The following is an 18,616-nucleotide window of genomic DNA, read 5'->3' as shown; positions in this document are numbered from 1 at the left end:
CGCGGGCATGCAGTCGAAGCGAGACCAGGTCCAGGCCCACATGTTCCTGATGGGCCGGCTGACCAGTGGCATGCTGCGGGGTGATCCGGACGCGCCCGAGTCGCCCGTGGGGCGCACCAACCGCGGGCTGGTGTGGGGCATCGCCATGGGTGTCGTGCTGGTCGTGGGGTTCCTGCTGTTCGGGATGATCTCCCCGGCGGGTACGAAGACGTGGCGCCAGGACGGGGCTCTCATCGTCCAGAAGGACACCGGGACCCGCTATCTGTACCTGGGCGGCACCCTGCGCCCGATCCGCAACTACGCCTCGGCGAGGCTGCTGGCCGCGGGCCGGCTCACCCCGGTGCAGGTGTCCGCCGCCTCGCTCGCGGGCGAACGGCACGGCCCCCCGGTCGGCATACCCGGCGCGCCCGATGCCCTGCCCGCCCGCTCCGACCTGGAGCAGGGCGCCTGGCAGGTGTGCGCGGGCGAACCGGTGCGCACCGGCTCCGACGGCTCCGGACGGCGTCCGGTGACGTCACTGCGTCTGGGCGCCGACACACCCGGCCAGGCACCCGGGGCGAGCCACGGGATCCTGGTCCAGGCCCCGGACGGCACGCGGTCGTTGCTCTGGGACGACCGCCGGCTGCGCCTGGGCGGGCACGGCGCGGTGCAGGCGCTCGGGTACGGGGACAAGGCGCCGCTTCCGGTGTCGGCCGCGTTCCTGGACAGCGTCCCGGCGGGTCCCGACCTCACGCCCCCCGAGGTGCCCGGACGCGGCACGCCCGGCCCCGCGATCGGCGGCGGCCCGAGCCGTACGGGCCAGGTCTACGCCCTGACGTCGCCGGGCGCGGCACCTCAGCACTACCTGCTCGAACGCACCGGTCTGCGCCCGCTGAGCGAGCTCGGGGCGGCTCTGGTCCTGGGTGACGACCGCACGGCGAAGCTGGCCTATGCCGGGGCGACGCCGACCGTACTTCCCCTCGCCGCCGCGGAGTTGACGCGGAACCTGTCGCCACGGACGGGCGGCGATCCGGCGAACTGGCCGCGCCGGGTGCCGGCGGTACGCGTGCCCGGACCGGGCACGTCGGTGTGCGCGCGGATCCAGCCGGAGGGCACGGCTCCCCGGGTGGGCATCGTCCTCGTGCCGACGGGTACGCCCCTGCCGGCGCCCCCGCAGGGGCCGGACATCGCACCGGCGTGCCTGGCGGTGGACGGGCTGTCGGTGCGGCCGGGTGGCGGAGCGCTCGTCCAGGCGCTCGGAGCCGGCGGGTCGCCGATCGGCACCACGACGTATCTGGTGACGGACGTGGGCGTGAAGTACCGGCTGCCCGACGCCACTTCGCTGGAGCGACTGGGCCTGAAGGGCGGCCGCGCGCAGGCCGTGCCGTCGCGACTGCTCGACATGCTGGCGACGGGACCGTCGCTGGACGTACGGGTGGCGCGCGGCGAAGTGGCGGCGCGGCCCGCCGAGGCGGCGTGCCGCTGAGGGCTCGCCGACGGGCCCGTCGCGCGAGGTGTGACCCATGTCACGGAGCCGCACGGCGGACGTGCCCGCGGGCCGACAGCGCTTCGTTAGCCGGGTGTTAGGCCGAACCCGGAGACTCGGTGACCACGATGCCAGGCGGGCGCGGGCAGGTGAGCGCGCCCGCATCCCCTCTCCTCCGTCTCCGCAGGAAGGACCTCGTTCATGGCCACCCCGCCCGGGAACCTCCAGAGTTCGTCCCAGTCCGAGAACCAGAAGGGCAACACCGCCCTCACCCAGGCCAGGACGCAGATCCTGCAGTCGCAGGACCACGTGAAGACCACGATGGGTTCGCTGACGCGGACCTACGGCGGTGCGGACGGCACCGCCTACCGGCAGCTGCTCTCCGACTGGAGCGGTCAGGTGGACCTGATCGTCCGCAACATCGACCAGATGATCCAGAAGCTCCAGGAGACGAGCGCCCACCAGGCCAGCCTGCAGACGAACACCGGCGACCAGATCAGGACTGCGGGCGCCAAGAACAACGTGTTCGACCAGCTGATGGGCTGACCGGCACCGGCCCCCTCCGTACCCGTTCCCGTTCTCGTCCCGCTCCACCGAAGGAGGACCGATGTCCACTCCCGCCGGCTACGACCACGGCAACAAGACCGACGGCCAGATCTACGTCGAGTACAAGTCCGTCGACCAGGCCGCCGAGGACATGCGCCTGCAGACGGACCGCATCAAACAGTTGGTGACCGCGCTCAACGAGGAGCTGGCGGGCCTGTACGGCGCCTGGCAGGGCGCGGACGCCGCGGCGTACACCGCGATCCAGAACCAGTGGAACAGCGCGGCGAACGCACTGGGCACGATTCTGCAGAGCCACAGCGCGACCCTGAACGACATCACGGACCAGTACCGCCGGCACGAGGCCCGGACGAAGGAGAACTGGGAAGGCGTACGGATCGGCCGCTGAGCCGTCCCGCACCCCACCCCCCGACGCTCCGGACGATTGCGAGAGACCGTGGCCGACAAAGATCCCGGAACCACGCCCACGGGTGACACGAAGCTCACCCGACTGGACACGAAGACCCTGCGCCGCTTCATCGACCACGACGTCGAGACGTTCGTCCTGTGGCTGTGGACCCTCCAGGAAGCGGGCGGGCGATACCTCAAGACCGGCGACCACTACTACACCCTGGACTGGACGGGTGTCCCGTCCATGAGCGGTCTTTCCGCGCAGCTCGAGAATCCCACGCAGTACAACAGCAAGGTGACGCTGCTCCTCGGGAAGCTCACCGCTCCGGGCAAGGGCGACGGACCGATGTCGGCCCATGACTTCCTCACGTTCGTCAAGAGCGCAGCGTCGGAGCTCGCCGTCGTCGTGGACGACCAGAAGGACTTCTTCGACGACGTGAAGAGGAACCTCGAGAGCGTGATCACCACCATGACCGGCGCCCAGCAGAAGAACCTCGACCAGATCGACAGTCAGAAGTTCCTCGACCTCTTCCGGGACGTGGAGACGGACCTCACCCGGTCACGCAAGACCTGACGCCCGCCCGGACCGCGCACACCCACCCGGACCCGACCCCACCGACGAAGGAGACCGCTGCTCCATGGCCGATGCCCCCACGAACGGAAACGTCTCGGCCCAGCCTGTCTGGGAGGACATCATCAAGCAGTTCACGGGCTTCGACGGCGGAACGCGGGCCCAGGTCGCAGCCGTCGGAGGTGCCGACACCAAACAGGGAGACGGCAGCGAGTGGATGCGCATCAAGATCGAGAAGGGGACCACTTCCCGGGCCACCACGACGTGGATCCCGTACGGCGGCTTCGACGGGCGGGTGATCAAACTTTACGCGGGCGGGAAACTGAGCAAAAACGTCCTCGTGTACACGATCACGCTGACCGTGCCCTGGTCCGGGCCCGACGGTTCGCACTGGCACAACCACGGAGTCGCGAGCGCGTTCGACTGGGGCTACCGGGAGGCCATCGACCGGCTGCTCACGACGTACACGACCGCCGGCTTCGGGGGAAAATACGAACCGTCGCGGGTGGTGGCCTTCGCGGACGCACCCGACCTCACCACGCTCCCGCCCATAGCCATGGCCTTCGACCGCGTGAGCCGGTTCTTCCGGGAGCACAGTCCCAAACTGGAGCGATGGGTGAAGGACCTCGGCGGAGAGGACGCCGCCTACCGCGGCTCCGGTGCGGACGTCTTCCGTGACCTCATCAGCGGGACGAGTACGGGCTACAAGGACTTCCTGAACCTCATCGCGCTTCCCGCACCCCGGTCGGGAAGGTCCTCGCGGATCGACCCGGACTTCCGTGCCGACTCCCTGGTCGCGGACCGCATCATGGAGGCGGAGGATGCCTTCCTGTCCACCGCCCAGCGGTTGAAGGAGATCCACGAGGGGTGGATCGCCACGAATCAGTGGCTGGGAACGGCGCTCCTGGACAAGCACATCGACATCGCCGCGACCTGGCTGAACGAGAACAACATCGCGAAGATGCGGCAGACGGCCGCGGGAGTCTCCCAGGCCGGCGAAGGGTTCAGCACCCAGCATCCGCTCTACGGCGACCTCTCCGACGCGTCCGGGTGGAAGGGCGTGTCCAGGGAGGCGTGTGCGGAATGGCTCGCCGCGATCGGGACACACCTCGACGTACCCGCCAGAACCGCGGTCATCGAGTTCAACAGCAAGATGCGCGGGTTCCAGCGGCGCGCCCCCTTCGTCTTCACGGCGGGCATCACGAGTCTCACGGACGCCAACACCGCCGACAAGGCGAAGGCGGACGCGGACAAGGCGAAGGCGGACGCCGAGAAGGAGAAGGCGGCCGCGGAGAAGGAGCTGGACACGTACAAGAAGGAAGGCGGAGCCGGCGGCGGCGACATTCCGCCACTGGGCCCGAACCCCACCGGCGGTGGCATCGGCGACGGCAAGGGCGGACCGGGCGTCGGAGGCGGGAACGGCGGGCCGGGTCCCGGCGGCGGGAAGGGCGCTCCTCTCCCGCTCAAGGTCCCGCCGCTCGGCCCCAATCCCCTCGCCGGCAACGGCTCCGGCGGACTCACCGGCGCAGGCCCGGGCAGCGTCGTCCGCAACCCCGACGGCTCGACCACCGTCACGACCCCGGACGGCCGGCAGAACACGTACCCGGCCGGTGTGATCCCTCCGCCGCTCCCCCCGAACGGCATCGGCGGCAGCCTCACCCCCGGCGGCTCCCCGACGGTCGTCAAGTCCACCAAGGGACCGGACGGGTCCACCACCTCGTACAACAGCGACGGATCCCGCACGACCACCCACAAGGACGGGACCACCACCACGGTCCGTCCCGACGGGACGACGGAGACGCACAACCCGGACGGTTCCCGGACCGTCCTCAACAAGGACGGCAGCCAGACGACCACCTACCAGGACGGCACGAAGGCCACGGTCAAGCCCGACGGCACGACCACGACCCGCTACAACGACGGCACCGTCACCGTGCACAAGCCCGACGGCACGCTCACCACCACCGACGCCGAGGGCCGCAGCACCACCAGTCACCCGCAGCCCGGCCAGACCGTCCGCAATCCCGACGGCTCCAGCACGGTCTACGGCGCGGACGGCACCAGCACGACGACGTACCCCAACGGCACGAAGACCACGGTCACCGCGAACGGCACCGTCACCACCCTCGACCCGGACGGCACCAAGACCGTCTCGCACCTCGGCAAGGGCACGTCCACGGTCCAGTACGCGGACGGGGCCGTCGCCCGGGTGGAGCGTGACGGCACCGTCTCGACCACGTACAAGGACGGCAGCACCACCAAGCTGGGCCCGGACGGCACCTACACGAAGGTGGACACGAGCGGGCACCGGACGACCGAGCACCTGAACGTGACGGGCGGCGGGGGCGGGCCGCAGACCACGCACCACGCCGACGGCTCGTCGACGACGAAGTACCCGGACGGCACCGTCGACCGGCGGCTCAAGGACGGCGGCCACCAGATCACGTTCCCGGACGGCCGCACGGTGACCACCGACGCGTACGGGCGCACCACCGGAGGCAGCGGCGCGCTGCCGCCCAACAGGCCGGGCTCCACCGCCCCCGACCACACCTACGACGGCTTCCCTCATCGCGGGAAGGGCGGCGACTCGCTCCTCACGGACTACAAGGGAGGAGGTGCGGGCGCCGGCAGCCGGATTCCGCTCCTTCCGTTGAACCAGATCGGCGGGCCGGGTCTCACCTCCGGCGGGCCGGGGAACGCCGGCCTCTCCACGGGCAGCGAGCGTCGATCCCTGGCCGTGACCGAGGTCGCGGCGGCGCGCAGCAGGGCGGTGCCTCTCGCACAGGTCGAGACGGCGGTACCGATGCGTCAGCCCCACACCATGTCGAGCGGAGCGCCGATGATGCCGTACATGGGGGGCGGCATGGGCGGGGGCATGGGCGGCGCGGGCGGCAACACCCAGAGCGACGAGCGCGAGCGCTCGACCTGGGTGAGCGAGGACGAGGAGACCTGGGGCACGGACGGGGCGGGCGTGTCCGGCGCCATCGGCCGCTGAGCCCTCCGTCAGCCGGCACCACGCACGAACCACCACCCCACGAGCACCAGCACCAGCACCAGCACCAGCACCTCACACGACCACGACCACGACCACGACCACGACCACGATCCCGGCACGACCACGGACGAGGACGGCAGGACCACGGCATGAACATGGGCATGGAAGAACGACTCGCCGAGGCGCTGGCGGAGTTCGAGGAGACACGCGCCAGGCTGGCGGACGCGGCGGCGGCGGCCTCGCGCATCTCCGCCACGGTGACGGCGAAGGACCGGTCGGTGACGGTGACCATGGGCCCGCAGGGCGAGCTGACGCAGATCCGCTTCCCGACGAACGCCTACCGCGGCATGCCGCCGGCCCGGCTCTCCGCCGTCCTGATGTCCACCATCAGTCTGGCGCGCAAGCAGGCGGCGGAGCAACTTGCCGACATTTACCGTCCGTTCGGCCCGATTCCGGTCCTGTCACCGGACGCTCAGGACGGCGTCACGGAGCCGGACTGGGAGGCGATGTTCGCTCCGGCCCGCGAAGAGGGCATCCCCACGCCACCGGTCAAGCCTCCCCACCGGGGCTCGGGTGCGCTCCTCGACGAACTCGTGGAGGACGAGGAGACGGCCGCTGCCGTGCGAGAGGAGGACGACCGGCCGTGAGTGACGACGCCCTCGACGTCGACCCGGACGGCCTGGACAAGAGCGGCCGGAACATGGGCGACGTGGCCGACAAGATCAAACTCATTCGGGACGAGTACCTGGACAAGCTGACGTCGTACCACGGGTGCTGGGGCGACGGGGAGTTCGGGGAGGCGTTCGCGAAGAAGTACGTGCCCGCCGAGAAGGACCTCAAGGCGGGCGTGACCGGACTGGCCGACGGGCTGTCGGGGAGCGGCCGGAGTCAGCAGGACGCCGGCAAGAAGTTCCGGGGGCTGTCGGACGACATCGGCACCCATCTTCGGCACGGAAGGTAGAACCGCACGGTGTCCCTGGAGTTCCCGCCCGAGTGCGCCTGGCTGTTCGCGGCCCTCACCGGGGAGGTACCCCCGAACGGCGACGAGGACAAGCTGTTCGCGCTGGCCGAGGTGCACAAGGACCTCCACGGCAAGCTGACGAACGACCTGAAGCAGCAGATCTCGGAGGCGCTGGGCTACACCCATGACGCCTTCAAGGGCAACGCAGCCGAGATGTACCAGGCGGCGATGAAGAGCTTCATCGGCGAGGAGGGACTCAACTACTTCGACGCGGTCGCCGACCAGGCCAAGCTCCTCGCGGACTTCAGCCGCAAGGGCGGGACGCAGCTCCAGTACACCAAGTACATGATCATCGCCCAGCTGGTGGAACTGCTGGTGGAGGCGATCGTCGCGGCCGCCACCGCCTTCTTCTTCGGGGCCTCGCTCCAGGCGTACTTCGCCAAGGTGGCGTTCGTCAGGTGGCTGATCAAGTTCCGGCTCGGCCGGCTGGTCCTGATGCTGATCACCCATCAGATCATCAACGTCGGGATGGGCGTCGCGATGGACGTGCTCGTTCAGTGGGCCCAGCTCAACCAGGGCACCCGTGACGAGTTCGACACGAACCTCACCAAGCAGGCTGCGCTCTCCGGCATGGTCCAGGGCCTGCTCGCGGGCCCGTTCCAGTTCCTCGGCAACAAGTTCGGCCGTGGGCTGGCCAACCTGTTCGGCAAGAACAGCGGCAAGAACATCGGCAACCGGCTCGACGAGGTGTTCAAGCCCAGGAAGCCGGACCTCCCGGGTCCGAGGAAGCCGGATCTCGCCGGCCCGAAGAAGCCGTCGCCGCCCGATCCGGACGCACCCAGGACCTTCGGCGACGACATCGCGAAGAACTTCGGCGACCACCTCCCGAAGACCGCGGGTCCGAAGCGGGTCTCGGACAAGGCGGCCAAGGACTTCGTCACGTCCGTCGGCGACACGTTCGACAGGCACCTCAAGCGGGACGGCGCGCGCGAGGCCGGCGAGAACTGGGCCCGGACCCTGCTCAGGGACACCGGCAAGAAGGACCTGCCGCTCAACCTGGAGAAGAGCCTCGGACCGCTGGGCAAGGACCTGGGCCCGGACGTCACCAAGGTGCTCACCCGCGGCACCGCCGACGCCATGGGCCAGAGCATGCTCCGCCACTGGTCGCAGCTCGGCGTCCTCCACCTGGGCAAGGGCGTGTTCGACGGTGCCCACGCCGCCGTGTCCGAGGGCATGTACAACCTGATCTTCTCCGACGAGCACACCTTCAAGACCTCCGGCCTCACCTTCGGCTCCGGCATGGTCGAAGGCCGCCTCAGCCACGGCCTGGAGCTGGGCGGCGAGCGCCTGGGCAACACCATGCGCCACCAGCTCCTCAACGGCGGCATGGACACGTCGGGCGGACTGGTGTCCGGCGGTACGGACGGCTCCTCCGGGTCCGCCGCATCCGGCGGGTCCGCCGGGTCGGGCGATTCCGGCGCGTCCGCGGGGTCGGCACCGTCCGGCGCGTCCGACGGCACGCCGCGGCCCGAGACCGTCTCCGAAGACCGCTCGGACGTCGGGGATGCCGGAGACCTCGGGTCCGTCGGAGACTTCGGGGACGTCGACCTCGACGAAAGCACCACACCTGCGGGCGGCGACACGAAGGACGCGCCGACCCACGTCAACCTGCGCATGGAGTCGGACGACCTCGGCTCCGACAGCCGTACGGAGACTCCGGCCTCGGCCCCCATCGGCCCGGCGCCGATGGCGCCCGCCTCGCAGCCCGGCGGATCGCCCACCACCGCGCCGAACTCCTCGGCCTCGGCCTCGACGTCCCCGCCGGCGAGTTCCTCCGCTCCGAACCAGGCGAACTCGCCGAACGCGAGCCCGTCGAAGGCCGAGCAGCCCTCCGGCGCCCGCAAGGAAGCGTCCGCTCCCGACACCCAGGCCCCGGCCGGGCAGCCTTCCCAGAGCATCGCGACGACCAGCGGCGCGGACGGCGCTTCCTCCGGCTCCTCCTTCTCTTCCTCGCCGGTCCAGGACCTCGTCGAGCCGCCGGTCCAGCCACAGGAGAACTCCGGGCCGGAGTTCTCCACGGTGACCGAGGAGGAAGAGCTCGCCTCCCCGGCACCGGACCGGACAGCCCTCGCCACGGTCAGCGAGGGCGTCGGCGTCGACGGCAACGACTACGGCGACGACACCGACGAGGACGGTGATCTTCAGTACCTCGAGCCGTGGAACGGCGACGAGCCGCCTCTGTCGCCCCGGGAACAGGGCACGACATCCGGGGTCCACGATCCGGCGGGCGGTGAGGCCGCCTCACCGCGCACGGCCCAGGAGCACGCCCACGCGACCCCGGCCGACGAACCCGGCGCCGAGACGCGACTGGCCCCCGGCGGCCCCCTCGTCGGCCCGTCGAGCAAGGCGCCCCTCGTTACGGCCGGAACATCCGAGACGACCGAGACATCCGCAACGACCGAGACGACTGGGGTGCCCGAAACGACGGAGGTGCCCGAGAATTCCTCCCGAGTGAACCTTCTGTCGCTGCACCTGCTCCGGGACCAGTGGACGGCTCTGCTGTCCGATCCCGCGACCGCGGCGGACCTGCTCGCAGAAGTGGCCGACACCCGGCATTCCCCGGGTGGCACCTGGCACACCATGGACGTGCACACCTACCGGGAACTCCGGAGCCGACTGCCCGAGCAGGAGAGGAGCGACCTCCCGGCCGAGAGCGTCGAGGAAGCCTTCTCCGGCTACTCACGACAGAAGACCGACCAGCGTCATGACCGCGTGGAAGCCGTCGCGGCCCTTGTCCAGGACCTCCACACAGACGCGCAGAAGGGGCCGCTGAGGTCGGACGTCCAGATCCTGCTGCAGCGCCTGCTCCTGGACCACGGCCTCCCCCCGGCCCGGCTGCCCGACGCGGCCCGTACCACGACGTTCTGGACGGGCAACAAGTTGCACGTCCTGGCGGCCGAACTCGCCCTCGGCATGGCCGACGTCACGCACGTCGGAGACGCTCGCCTCACCGGCACGCTCACGGTCGCACCGGCGGCTACGCCGACCGACGCGACCCTGTCGGCACTGTTCCCGGACGCGCAGGAGAACCAGAGGACCCTGCTCCGCGAGCTTCTCGACGGCCCGCACCGCCCCGAGAGCCCCTGGCACGTCCTGGACGGCGACGCGTACCTCGCCCTGCGCACCCGCTTCGGCGGCGGCGAGTCCGGCGAGGACGATCCGAACGTGAGGACGTCCGTCAACGACGTCTTCGAGGCGCACCGGAAGGCCCTGGAGACCGCCACCACCCGGGTGGACCAGCTGAAGGCCGTCGCCGACACGGTGCTCAAGCTCCACGTGACCGGCGGCCTTCCCGGGTCTCCGGAGAGCGCGCTCACCGTCCACTCCCGGTTCGTGGTGCCCCGCATGCTCCTGGACCTCGGCATCGCTCCGGTACGCCTGCCGGACAAGCTGCACCGCGAGTCGTCCTGGCAGGCGGCGCGGAACGCCGCCATGAGGCAGAACCGCGTCCTGACCTTCGCGACCTCCGTCGCCGATGCCTTCCTGGGCACCCTTCCCCCCCAGCACAACCTGCTCGCCTCGGCCTCCTCCCAGGCCGATGCAGCAGAGGCCACCCCGACCGGCGTCCAGGGTGCCGACGACGGCGTCGGCACCCCCACGGCCGTCGCGACCGTCGACACGGCGACGCCCGCTCCGCAGGACGGGGGGCCTCGCGGCAGGGGCGGGGACGAGCCCCCCGCACCGAGGGACTGGCGCGCGGAACTGGACGCCCTCGGCACGCGCACGCACGAGGAGACCACCGCCTATCTGGTGCTCCCCGAATCACCCCCCGGACTGGTGGGCCGGGCCGACCGACTGCTGCGCACCGACGGCCGGCCGTACTCGACCCTCGTCAGGCGACTGCCGCCCGGCACGGAGCACTGGCTGGAGGTACGGGTCCCCGCCGGGCAGGCCGTCGACACCGGGACCGGCCAGCTGCTGGTCGGCAAGGACCGGCTGACGACGGTGATGCTCACCGGTCCGGCGGACGCGATCGACGCCGTCCAGCGTCTCGAACAAGGACTTCAGCCCCCGGGCTCGTCCCGGCGGCCCCTGCCGCTCGCCGTGCTGAGCCGCGTCGGGCAGGCGCTGTACGCCAATCCGGACCTCGACGAGGACCATTCCGTCGTCCGGACGGCCGTCCGCCTGGCGTACGCGGAGGCGTCGCGCGACGCCGAGCGCGCCCTCGGCGAATACCTCACCCGCCACCCGGACGTCCAGGAACAGGTGCGCACCCTGGTCCGGGCGGCCTGGGACCGGCTGCCGGCCGACAAGCGCGCCGAGCTCGGCACCGAGCGGAACACCGGCAGCGGGTCCGTCGGCGACGACCCGCGAACGCTGCAGGAGGTCGTCGAGCACGGGAACATCCGCGAGCGGATGCACCTCCTCGTCACCGGCGTCCACGGCCCTCTCATGAAGCGATTGGTGGGGCCGAAACCCACGCCGGCCATCCTCACGCGTGAGCGGAGCGGGCCGGGGGTACCGGCGAACCAGCGGATCCAGCAGGACGCCGATGTCGTCCAGAACATCCGGCGGGCACAGGAACGGTTGCGGAGGGAGCAGGCGGACAACCCCGGCCTGGAAGCGCTGCTGGCCGCCCAGGAGCACGACAGACGTACTCCGTTGCGGCCCGAGGACGCCGTTCCGCCTCTCAGCACGCGCGAGCGCGCCCACGTGGTGGAGAACGGCCGGCTGACCTGGGAACCCGGTGAGCGGCACCGGCAGATCTTGCTGATGAGCGTGAGCCAGGTGACGGCCGAGGCGACCGGTGGACTGATGAGCGCGGGCACGTCCAACACCGCGTACTTCACGCTGAAGGTCGTCCACAAGATGGCCACGACGTGGAACGTGCCCGTGGACTTCCAGCTCGTACGGCTCGCTCTGATGGCGGACATGCTGCCGGTCGGACACCACACCTTCCACGAGATCATGACGGCGTCCGAGGCGTTCGAGCAGGACGTGCTGGTCCCACCGAAACCGCCCCGTGGCGCCCCGTCGTACGTCCCCGTCCTGTCGTACACCGACAACTGGGGCAGGTTCCGTTCGCTGCCGCCGCTCACGGAGAGCCAGCTGCGAGAGGCCATGCCCGACGGAAGGTTCCCGGACGAGGTCGCCCTGGGCCTCGAAGCCCACGAACGGACGCCGGACACGGACCGCTTCCCGCTGGTCGAGCCGCCGGCCCGGCGCTCCCCCCGGCCGGACGAGCCCGCCCGGCGTGAAGAAGCCGACCGACCCGTCCGGCCGGACGAGCCCGCCCAGCCGGACGAGCCGGATGAGTCCGCCCAACCTGACCGCAGGACAGACCAGCCTGCCCAGTCCCACGGTCCTGAGCGGGACTGGGAGCACGGCGTGTGGGACGACATCGACCTCGTCATGCAACGCCTGCTCGACCGTCCCGAGGCCGTCGCCGGCACCGACCCCTCCCCCAAAGCCGACGCCTCCTCCGATCCGGCACCGGCGGCTTCCTCCCGCGCCCCCGGCACGCCGCTCCCCGGCCGCTCCGCCGGGCCCATGCGTACCCCGGGCGAGCGGGTGCCGAGGCCGGTGCGCACCGAGGAGCTGCGGGTGTTCCGTGGCACGCGCACGGCCGGGGTGAACACCGAACGCTTCGACCCGAAGGCGGGACAGAAGGGGCGCGACGGACGGTTGGTGGGCGCCGACGGAAAACTGAACGGTTCGTGGACTCAGATCCGTCACCATGTGCGCCGGGGCCGGCTTCCCGATGGCCGCACGGTGCGGCAGTTCTTCGTGACACTGCCGTTCAGGCTGATGGACGGCCTGTCGGAGGCCGACCTCGCCCAGCTGCAAGCGCGAGTCCAGACGGCTCTGGACAGCCATGTCAACGTCGGCTACCGACTCCCCGACTCGGGTGACCAGTTGCACGTCACCGTCGAGTTCCTGGAACGTCCCGACCACGGCGAGAAGGTCACGCTCACGCGTACGGCGCCCGCGGACGGCACCGACCAGGACCACTGGGGCGTCCACGACGACGACGGCGTCCTGGTCCACGAGGTCCTGCACTACCTGGGGCTTCCGGACGAGTATTCCGACGTCGGCAAGCCGATGGAGGACCGGCACCTGTTCCGCCGCCACGACGACGCGAGCGGAGTCCGCACCGACGGTCTGATGGTGGACGCGCGCCTGAGCGAACCGGCGAACCTGCCGAAGGACCATCTGTCCGTGATCGAGCGGGTGAGCGAGAACGCGGTCGTCCCCCTGCACCACGCTCCGCAGTCCACGGCGACTCCGGTCGTGGGCGAGCGCCGCGCCTCCGTGGCCGACCGGCTTCCGTCGGGCGAAGGCCGGGACCGCCAGGTCCCCACGAGCGCCGTCGGGGAGTCCAAGCCCAAGTGGGCCAAGCCACTGCCGGCCGGGGCGAAGCTGCTCAAGCACCCGAGCCACGCTTCCGGTGACATGTTCTCGGTCGCCGCGTTCCTGATCGGCGATCCGGACCTGACCGTCTTCATCACCCACGACGACGAGGGCAGGAGCCTGTCGCTCGCGAAGAACATCCAGCGATTCTACGTGACCGCCGGAATAGCCGAAGACCGCGTACCGATCGTCCGTTCCGACGAATTCAAGAGCCGGCAGAAGGAGTTCTTCGATGCCAAGAAAATCTCCGGTAAGGGACTTCTGGGGCTGAACGACGCCACCTACTTCGTGGCTCGGGATTTCACATCGGACATCCGCCGGAAGATACGCGACCACTGGCAGGTGAACTGGGACGAGTCCACCGACGAGACTCCTTCCGGCCAGGATGGATCGGGTTTCAAGACCTGGAGCCCCCGTCAAATAGAAGAGTGGCTCTCCTCCCGGAATCTGGAGCTGTCCCCCGACGACAAGGTCGCGGTTCTCTGGACACGTTTCAGCGGAAAGAACGGCGAAGTCCATATCGAGCACGACACCAGCTACTTCGGAATAGCCCAGATCGTCGAAAGGCTCGGCGACTTCAAGGCCGTGCTGATCGTCGGCGACGCCGGGTACCGCAGGGAAGGGCCGGACCGCCCGAACGACAAACTCGATTCGATCGCCGAATTCTTCGACAAGGGTACGGGTGACCTGTCCCGGTACGGCATGCAGCAGAGGCCTGACGGGTTCGCGGCGCGCGTGGTGAACCTCACCGAGTTCTGGCGGGACGAACAAGTCGTACGTCTCGGAGGCAGCGACCGTCTCGCCCAGTTCCGCCTGTTCGAGTATCTGCATCGCGCTTCCACCGTCCGCCACATCGGATTCCGCAGCGGAAATCTGGAAGCGATGGCTCTGATGGGGTACGAGGTCAGGTACCTCGAGGAGCCCGGGAGCGGGACCGCCGACCGCATGGCGTCCTGGCACGACACCGCCCACACCAGGGATTCACGACCGAAGGACTGGCTTGCTCCCGGATACGAACGGATCATCGCCAGTCGCCCGCCGACACGGTCGGGTCAGTACCAGACGTCCCTCCCGGTCGACCAGAGGAGGAAAGAAGAGAAGCACGCGGCCTGGCACAGGGGCGCCGACAAGAACGATCTCAAGAAGGCGCACGTCAAGGGTTTCGAAGAGGAGGATCTCACCTCGATCACGGAGTTCCTGAGGACCGGCTCCCCGGGGTCCTCTCTCCCTCCGCCTCTGGTGGAGAAGATGACCGACCTCGACGACAAGACGCGCCGGCATCTGCACACGGTGAATCCAGGTGATAAAGAGTCAAGTGTCCTACCCCTCAAGGACGCCCTGAGCAAGTTCCGCAAACTGTTCCGGCCGAATCAGGGGTACACGTACGAACAGATCATGCGCGCCCGGAATCTGTACGCCCAGCCCGCCGCACATTTCCTCACCCCGCCGTCACCCATGGGCGTCGAAGCGCCGACGGAAGGCCAGCTTTCCGGCAGCAGCTCCTTCACGGGTCCGAGCAGCGGATCGCCCTCGACCCGCTCCGTCGCCGACGATGTCATGCAGCAGCTCCTCGGCGGCCCTGAAGCCACGGAACTGGCGGGGCGCCTCATGGAGACCGTCGAATCGAGCACCGTCCCCGGCCAGGTGAAACAGTCCGGGCGCGGCACCGAGGAAGTGAACCTCGGCTTCAGCAGGTCTCACGCCGGCGAGCGCACCCAGCAGTCGCTCCGGCATCTCTCGATCCGCATCATGAACTGCATCGAACATCTGCAAGGGCGACTCGCCGAGCAGAGCGAACCGACGCCCGCGCTCCCGGACGACGCGGCGCAGGAGAACGCGAACGAGAACGCCCAGGGATACGAAAAGGGCAACGAGAACGAGAAGCAGGACGAACTCACCGACTCGTCGTCGCGGAAGAAGCCACAGAAGCGCGAGCAGGAGGTGCAGGGGGCGGTGCTGAACAACCGGCTGGTCTTCGCCACGAACCACAACCGGTCGGTCGAACTGCTCATGCAGTTCATCGAAGGCGCCGACCGGCAAGGAGTGCGTCGCGATCTCGGCGACGTACTGAACCTGCAGACCATCGACAGGATCCCGTACGAGAATCTCCACGACGGCCTGGGGTCGGACAGAGAGCGCCTGTACCGCAGCGAGAACGCCCGGCTCAAAACCAATGCCAGGCTGGCCGAGCCGGACCCGGACAACCGCACCGTTCTCGCACTGGCCGACCACCTCGGCCGGAACACGCCCGTCGTCAAGGTCGATCTAAGAACCACGTCCCCCGACGACCTCAAGGCCCTGCTCACCTCGACGGACGGGCGGGGATCAGTGATCCTCCTGCAGAACACGGAGGGCGACAACCCTTCACTGGACCGTCCCATCCATGCCGAGCAGAAGATTCTCCAGCTGCTCCACAAGGCGGACCTGCGGCCCTCCGACGTCGTCGACGGACCGGTCACCATCCGCGGGAAGAAGCGACCGTGCTTCTCGTGCTGGATGGCCCTCCACACCTTCGGCGCCGTCCCGCTGTCGTACAACGATCACCCCGGACGCTTCTGGAAGGAACCGACCGAGACCATCGCCAAGCACCTGCCCCATCTCTTCCGGGAGATCTACCCCGTCAACGCGGGCACGCCGGTGCTCCGTGACAGCATCGCGCGGAAGCTCGCCGACAACATGTACGCCACCGTGCCCTCCACGGTGCGGGACTCCGGCGGGACGCCGTCCGACGCGAGCACGCCCCGGCCGCCGACCACGTCCGGCTGGGAAACCGGTTCGGACAGCGATTCCGGCAGCGGGGACGAACTCACCTCGCCCATGGCTAAGATCACTCTCAGGGATCCGAGGCGGCCGGAAGCCGTTCCTTCGGATGCCTCGGTCCACGACGCGGCCGACGGTGGACGGCCTGCCCTGCCCAGGGATCTCACACCCGACCAGCAGAACGCCTTCCTGCGGATGATGCCGGAGGGAGACCGGGAAATCAGGGCCGTGCGCGTCGAGAACAGGAAGGGCAACGCGGGCTACGGCCACGTCACGGTGAGCCACGCCTTGGGACTCGTCAACTCCGGCCAGGCGAGTCAGGCAGCGGTCGCCCGTTTCCTGGGAGTCAGCGAGGTCGCCGTCGGGAAGTACAGAAAGCGCGTCGGCGACGACGAGGAGACACCCGTCCCGGCCCCGCCCACCGACGGACGGAGCGTGAGAACCGTACTCGTCGAGGCGAAGGACGCGTTCCTGCGCCACCTCGAGGACCATCCCGCGCCGAAGAAACGCAGGACGGGCGCGCCCCCCTCGGCGAGCGAACAGGGCCCCCGGCTTCCCGGGCCGAACTCGAGCGCCGGCGACGCGTTCTGGACCCCGGACGTCAGGGCTGCCTTCCTGCGCGCCCCGGAACAGGGCTGGAAGCTCAAGGACCTTGCCGCATGGCTCGGCGTGCCGGAGAAGACCGTCAGCAACTGGAAGAAGAACCTGACCGAGACTGCCCGGCCATGACGACCGCCGCCCACGAGCCGGGCCCGGCGCCGGGGCCGCCCCGTCCCCCGCCCCACCCACCCCGTAGCCACGGCCGTTCGCGCATCGGCCCTCCTCGCCTCGCTTTTCCCACCCTCGCTCTCCCCACCCTCGGAAGGTCACCCATGGCAACCAACAAGGCGAACCGCACGGCATCCGGCACCCCTTCGGGCGCGACGTCGGAGCCCACGGTCGCACGGGCGGTCGCGGCCACGGCCCTCGTCGAGGAAGCCACGTCCAAGGCGCTTCCCGAGCCCGAGGAGGAGGCTCGGGTGACAGGGAAGCCGGGCGGGCCGGAGGAGGCCGAGGAAAACCGGACGAAGCCTGCGGCCGTGCCCGTCACCGCCCCCGCCACCAGCGCCGACGGCGAGGCGCCGGCTTCGGCGGCACGGCCCGGGACGGGATGCGGGGCCGCGTCGGGGACGGAATCCACGACCGGGACCGCCCGGGCCGAGACCTCGACCGCGGCGCTCCCCCTGGCGGCAGTGCGGGCCGGGACGGCGACCGCGACCGCGGCTACGGCTACGGCTACGGCTACGGAGTCCACAGCACCGGACACCTCGACGGGCACGGGCGGCCGGGCCGGGAACGTCCTGGCCCGGCCCCTCGGCCGTCCCACCAGGCCGATGATGGCCGCCGCCGTCGTCGGCGGGCTCCTCCTCGTCGGCATCCCCTTCCTCGTCTCCGGCCCGTCCGGGCCGGACGACACGTCGCCGTCGGCCTCCGGTCAGGGACCGGTGGGCAGCCTGATCGGACCGGACGGGACCGGGCCGGGCGTGGTGCCCGGGCAGCAGAACGCGCCCGACAGCGGCCGTGTCGGCGCGCCCACCACCGGAACGCCCGGCAAGCCGGGCGTGGCCGGCGCAGGGGGTCCGGCGGTTCCGAAGGGCGGTCCGGCCGGCGGGCTGCACGAAAGCGGCACGGCTCCGCACGAAGCGTCCGGCGACAACCGGGCCGTGCCGAGCCGTTCGGGAGCCCCGGCCAAGGGCGGCACGCCGGCGGGTACCGGGACCACCGTCCCCACGAAGCGTCCGTCCGGCAGCGGCGGAACCTCGGGCGGCACCGGGGACACCGGGAACCACGCCGTCCGGCCGGCCGCCCCCGTCACGTACCAGCACTTCATAGGTCCCGGCTGCGACACCCCCGGCTTCGCCACCTCCGACCGGTACACGGACGGCTCCAAGGGCTGGCGCGGCAGCTGGAACAGCCAGAAGGGCTACGGCTGCAACGGCCTCTTCTACAGCCTCCCGCTGTCCGGCAGCACGTCCAAGCCCAGCGGAGCCTACGCCCATTGGCGCTTCCCCACCGGCAAGGTCACGAAGGGAACCTGCGCGGTCGAGGTCTTCATCCCGAACGTGAAGGACGTCTCGTACGTCGGCGGCAGTCCCGCGCACTACACCGTGTACCGCTCGTTCCAGCCCCAGTCGAGCACGAAGGTCGGCACCTTCGCGATCAACCAGACGGCACACCTGGGGCAGTGGGTGGCCGCCGGCAGCTTCCGCGTGGACCAGGGCCGGTTGTCCGTCGTCCTCGACAACCGCGGCAAGGCCTCCGGCAACCGGCACGCCGCGGCGGCGCCGGTACGGATCACCTGTTCCGCGTAGGATCCGGCACCGTTCACCACACCCCCTCTTCCCCTCCCACTCGTCCGGCACCGGTCATCCGGACGTGCACCCCGGCGGACAGGCAAGGCGCCGGCCCGGACGCCGGGGTGCGGCCAGGCGCCGTGTGCGGCCGCACGCTGGGGTGCGG

General features: G+C 70.2%; 9 protein-coding genes. All 9 read left to right on the top strand.

What is annotated here, in order from left to right; translation table 11 throughout:
• The first annotated feature begins 7 nt into the window (after positions 1-7).
• On the top strand, positions 8-1,465 hold the full coding sequence (eccB, locus tag ESG85_RS31090; RefSeq protein ID WP_128984515.1) for a type VII secretion protein EccB: 1,458 nt from the start codon (positions 8-10) through the stop codon (positions 1,463-1,465).
• A 201-nt stretch (positions 1,466-1,666) separates the two neighbouring features.
• The gene (locus ESG85_RS31085) at positions 1,667-2,011 is read left to right on the top strand and encodes a hypothetical protein (RefSeq protein WP_128984514.1); all 345 of its coding nucleotides are present in this window, start codon (positions 1,667-1,669) and stop codon (positions 2,009-2,011) included.
• A 61-nt stretch (positions 2,012-2,072) separates the two neighbouring features.
• Entirely contained in the window at positions 2,073-2,417 is a 345-nt protein-coding gene (locus ESG85_RS31080; protein ID WP_128984513.1) for a WXG100 family type VII secretion target, read from the top strand.
• 36 nt (positions 2,418-2,453) lie between these two features.
• Positions 2,454-2,993: a type VII secretion system-associated protein gene (locus ESG85_RS31075; protein WP_128984512.1), complete on the top strand. Its 540-nt coding sequence runs from the start codon at positions 2,454-2,456 to the stop codon at positions 2,991-2,993.
• Positions 2,994-3,057: 64 nt separating this feature from the next.
• Positions 3,058-5,985, top strand: a complete 2,928-nt coding sequence (locus ESG85_RS31070) for an AAWKG family protein (protein ID WP_128984511.1) — start codon at positions 3,058-3,060, stop codon at positions 5,983-5,985.
• Between the two features lie 149 nt (positions 5,986-6,134).
• Positions 6,135-6,632 (top strand): YbaB/EbfC family nucleoid-associated protein, encoded by a 498-nt coding sequence (locus ESG85_RS31060; protein ID WP_128984510.1) that lies wholly within the window; start codon positions 6,135-6,137, stop codon positions 6,630-6,632.
• A complete protein-coding gene (locus ESG85_RS31055; RefSeq protein ID WP_128984509.1) occupies positions 6,629-6,946 on the top strand; it encodes a WXG100 family type VII secretion target in 318 nt (105 codons plus the stop codon). The genes ESG85_RS31060 and ESG85_RS31055 overlap by 4 nt, the downstream gene beginning before the upstream one ends.
• A gap of 9 nt (positions 6,947-6,955) precedes the next feature.
• Complete coding sequence (locus tag ESG85_RS31050; protein WP_128984508.1) at positions 6,956-16,846, top strand: helix-turn-helix domain-containing protein; 9,891 nt, start codon at positions 6,956-6,958, stop codon at positions 16,844-16,846.
• A 143-nt stretch (positions 16,847-16,989) separates the two neighbouring features.
• The gene (locus ESG85_RS31045) at positions 16,990-18,468 is read left to right on the top strand and encodes a carbohydrate-binding protein (protein ID WP_246095451.1); all 1,479 of its coding nucleotides are present in this window, start codon (positions 16,990-16,992) and stop codon (positions 18,466-18,468) included.
• Positions 18,469-18,616: the final 148 nt, after the last annotated feature.

The sequence above is a fragment of the Streptomyces roseicoloratus genome (genome assembly GCF_004117935.1).
Lineage (GTDB): Bacteria > Actinomycetota > Actinomycetes > Streptomycetales > Streptomycetaceae > Streptomyces > Streptomyces roseicoloratus.
This window is presented reverse-complemented; position numbering and strand designations above follow the sequence as displayed.

Bases quoted from the DNA above. Each gene is read 5' to 3' on its own strand.
- eccB (WP_128984515.1), top strand. From the start codon at position 8: ATGCAGTCGAAGCGAGACCAGGTCCAGGCCCACATGTTCCTGATGGGC.
- ESG85_RS31085 (WP_128984514.1), top strand. From the start codon at position 1,667: ATGGCCACCCCGCCCGGGAACCTCCAGAGTTCGTCCCAGTCCGAGAAC.
- ESG85_RS31080 (WP_128984513.1), top strand. From the start codon at position 2,073: ATGTCCACTCCCGCCGGCTACGACCACGGCAACAAGACCGACGGCCAG.
- ESG85_RS31070 (WP_128984511.1), top strand. From the start codon at position 3,058: ATGGCCGATGCCCCCACGAACGGAAACGTCTCGGCCCAGCCTGTCTGG.
- ESG85_RS31060 (WP_128984510.1), top strand. From the start codon at position 6,135: ATGAACATGGGCATGGAAGAACGACTCGCCGAGGCGCTGGCGGAGTTC.
- ESG85_RS31045 (WP_246095451.1), top strand. From the start codon at position 16,990: ATGGCAACCAACAAGGCGAACCGCACGGCATCCGGCACCCCTTCGGGC.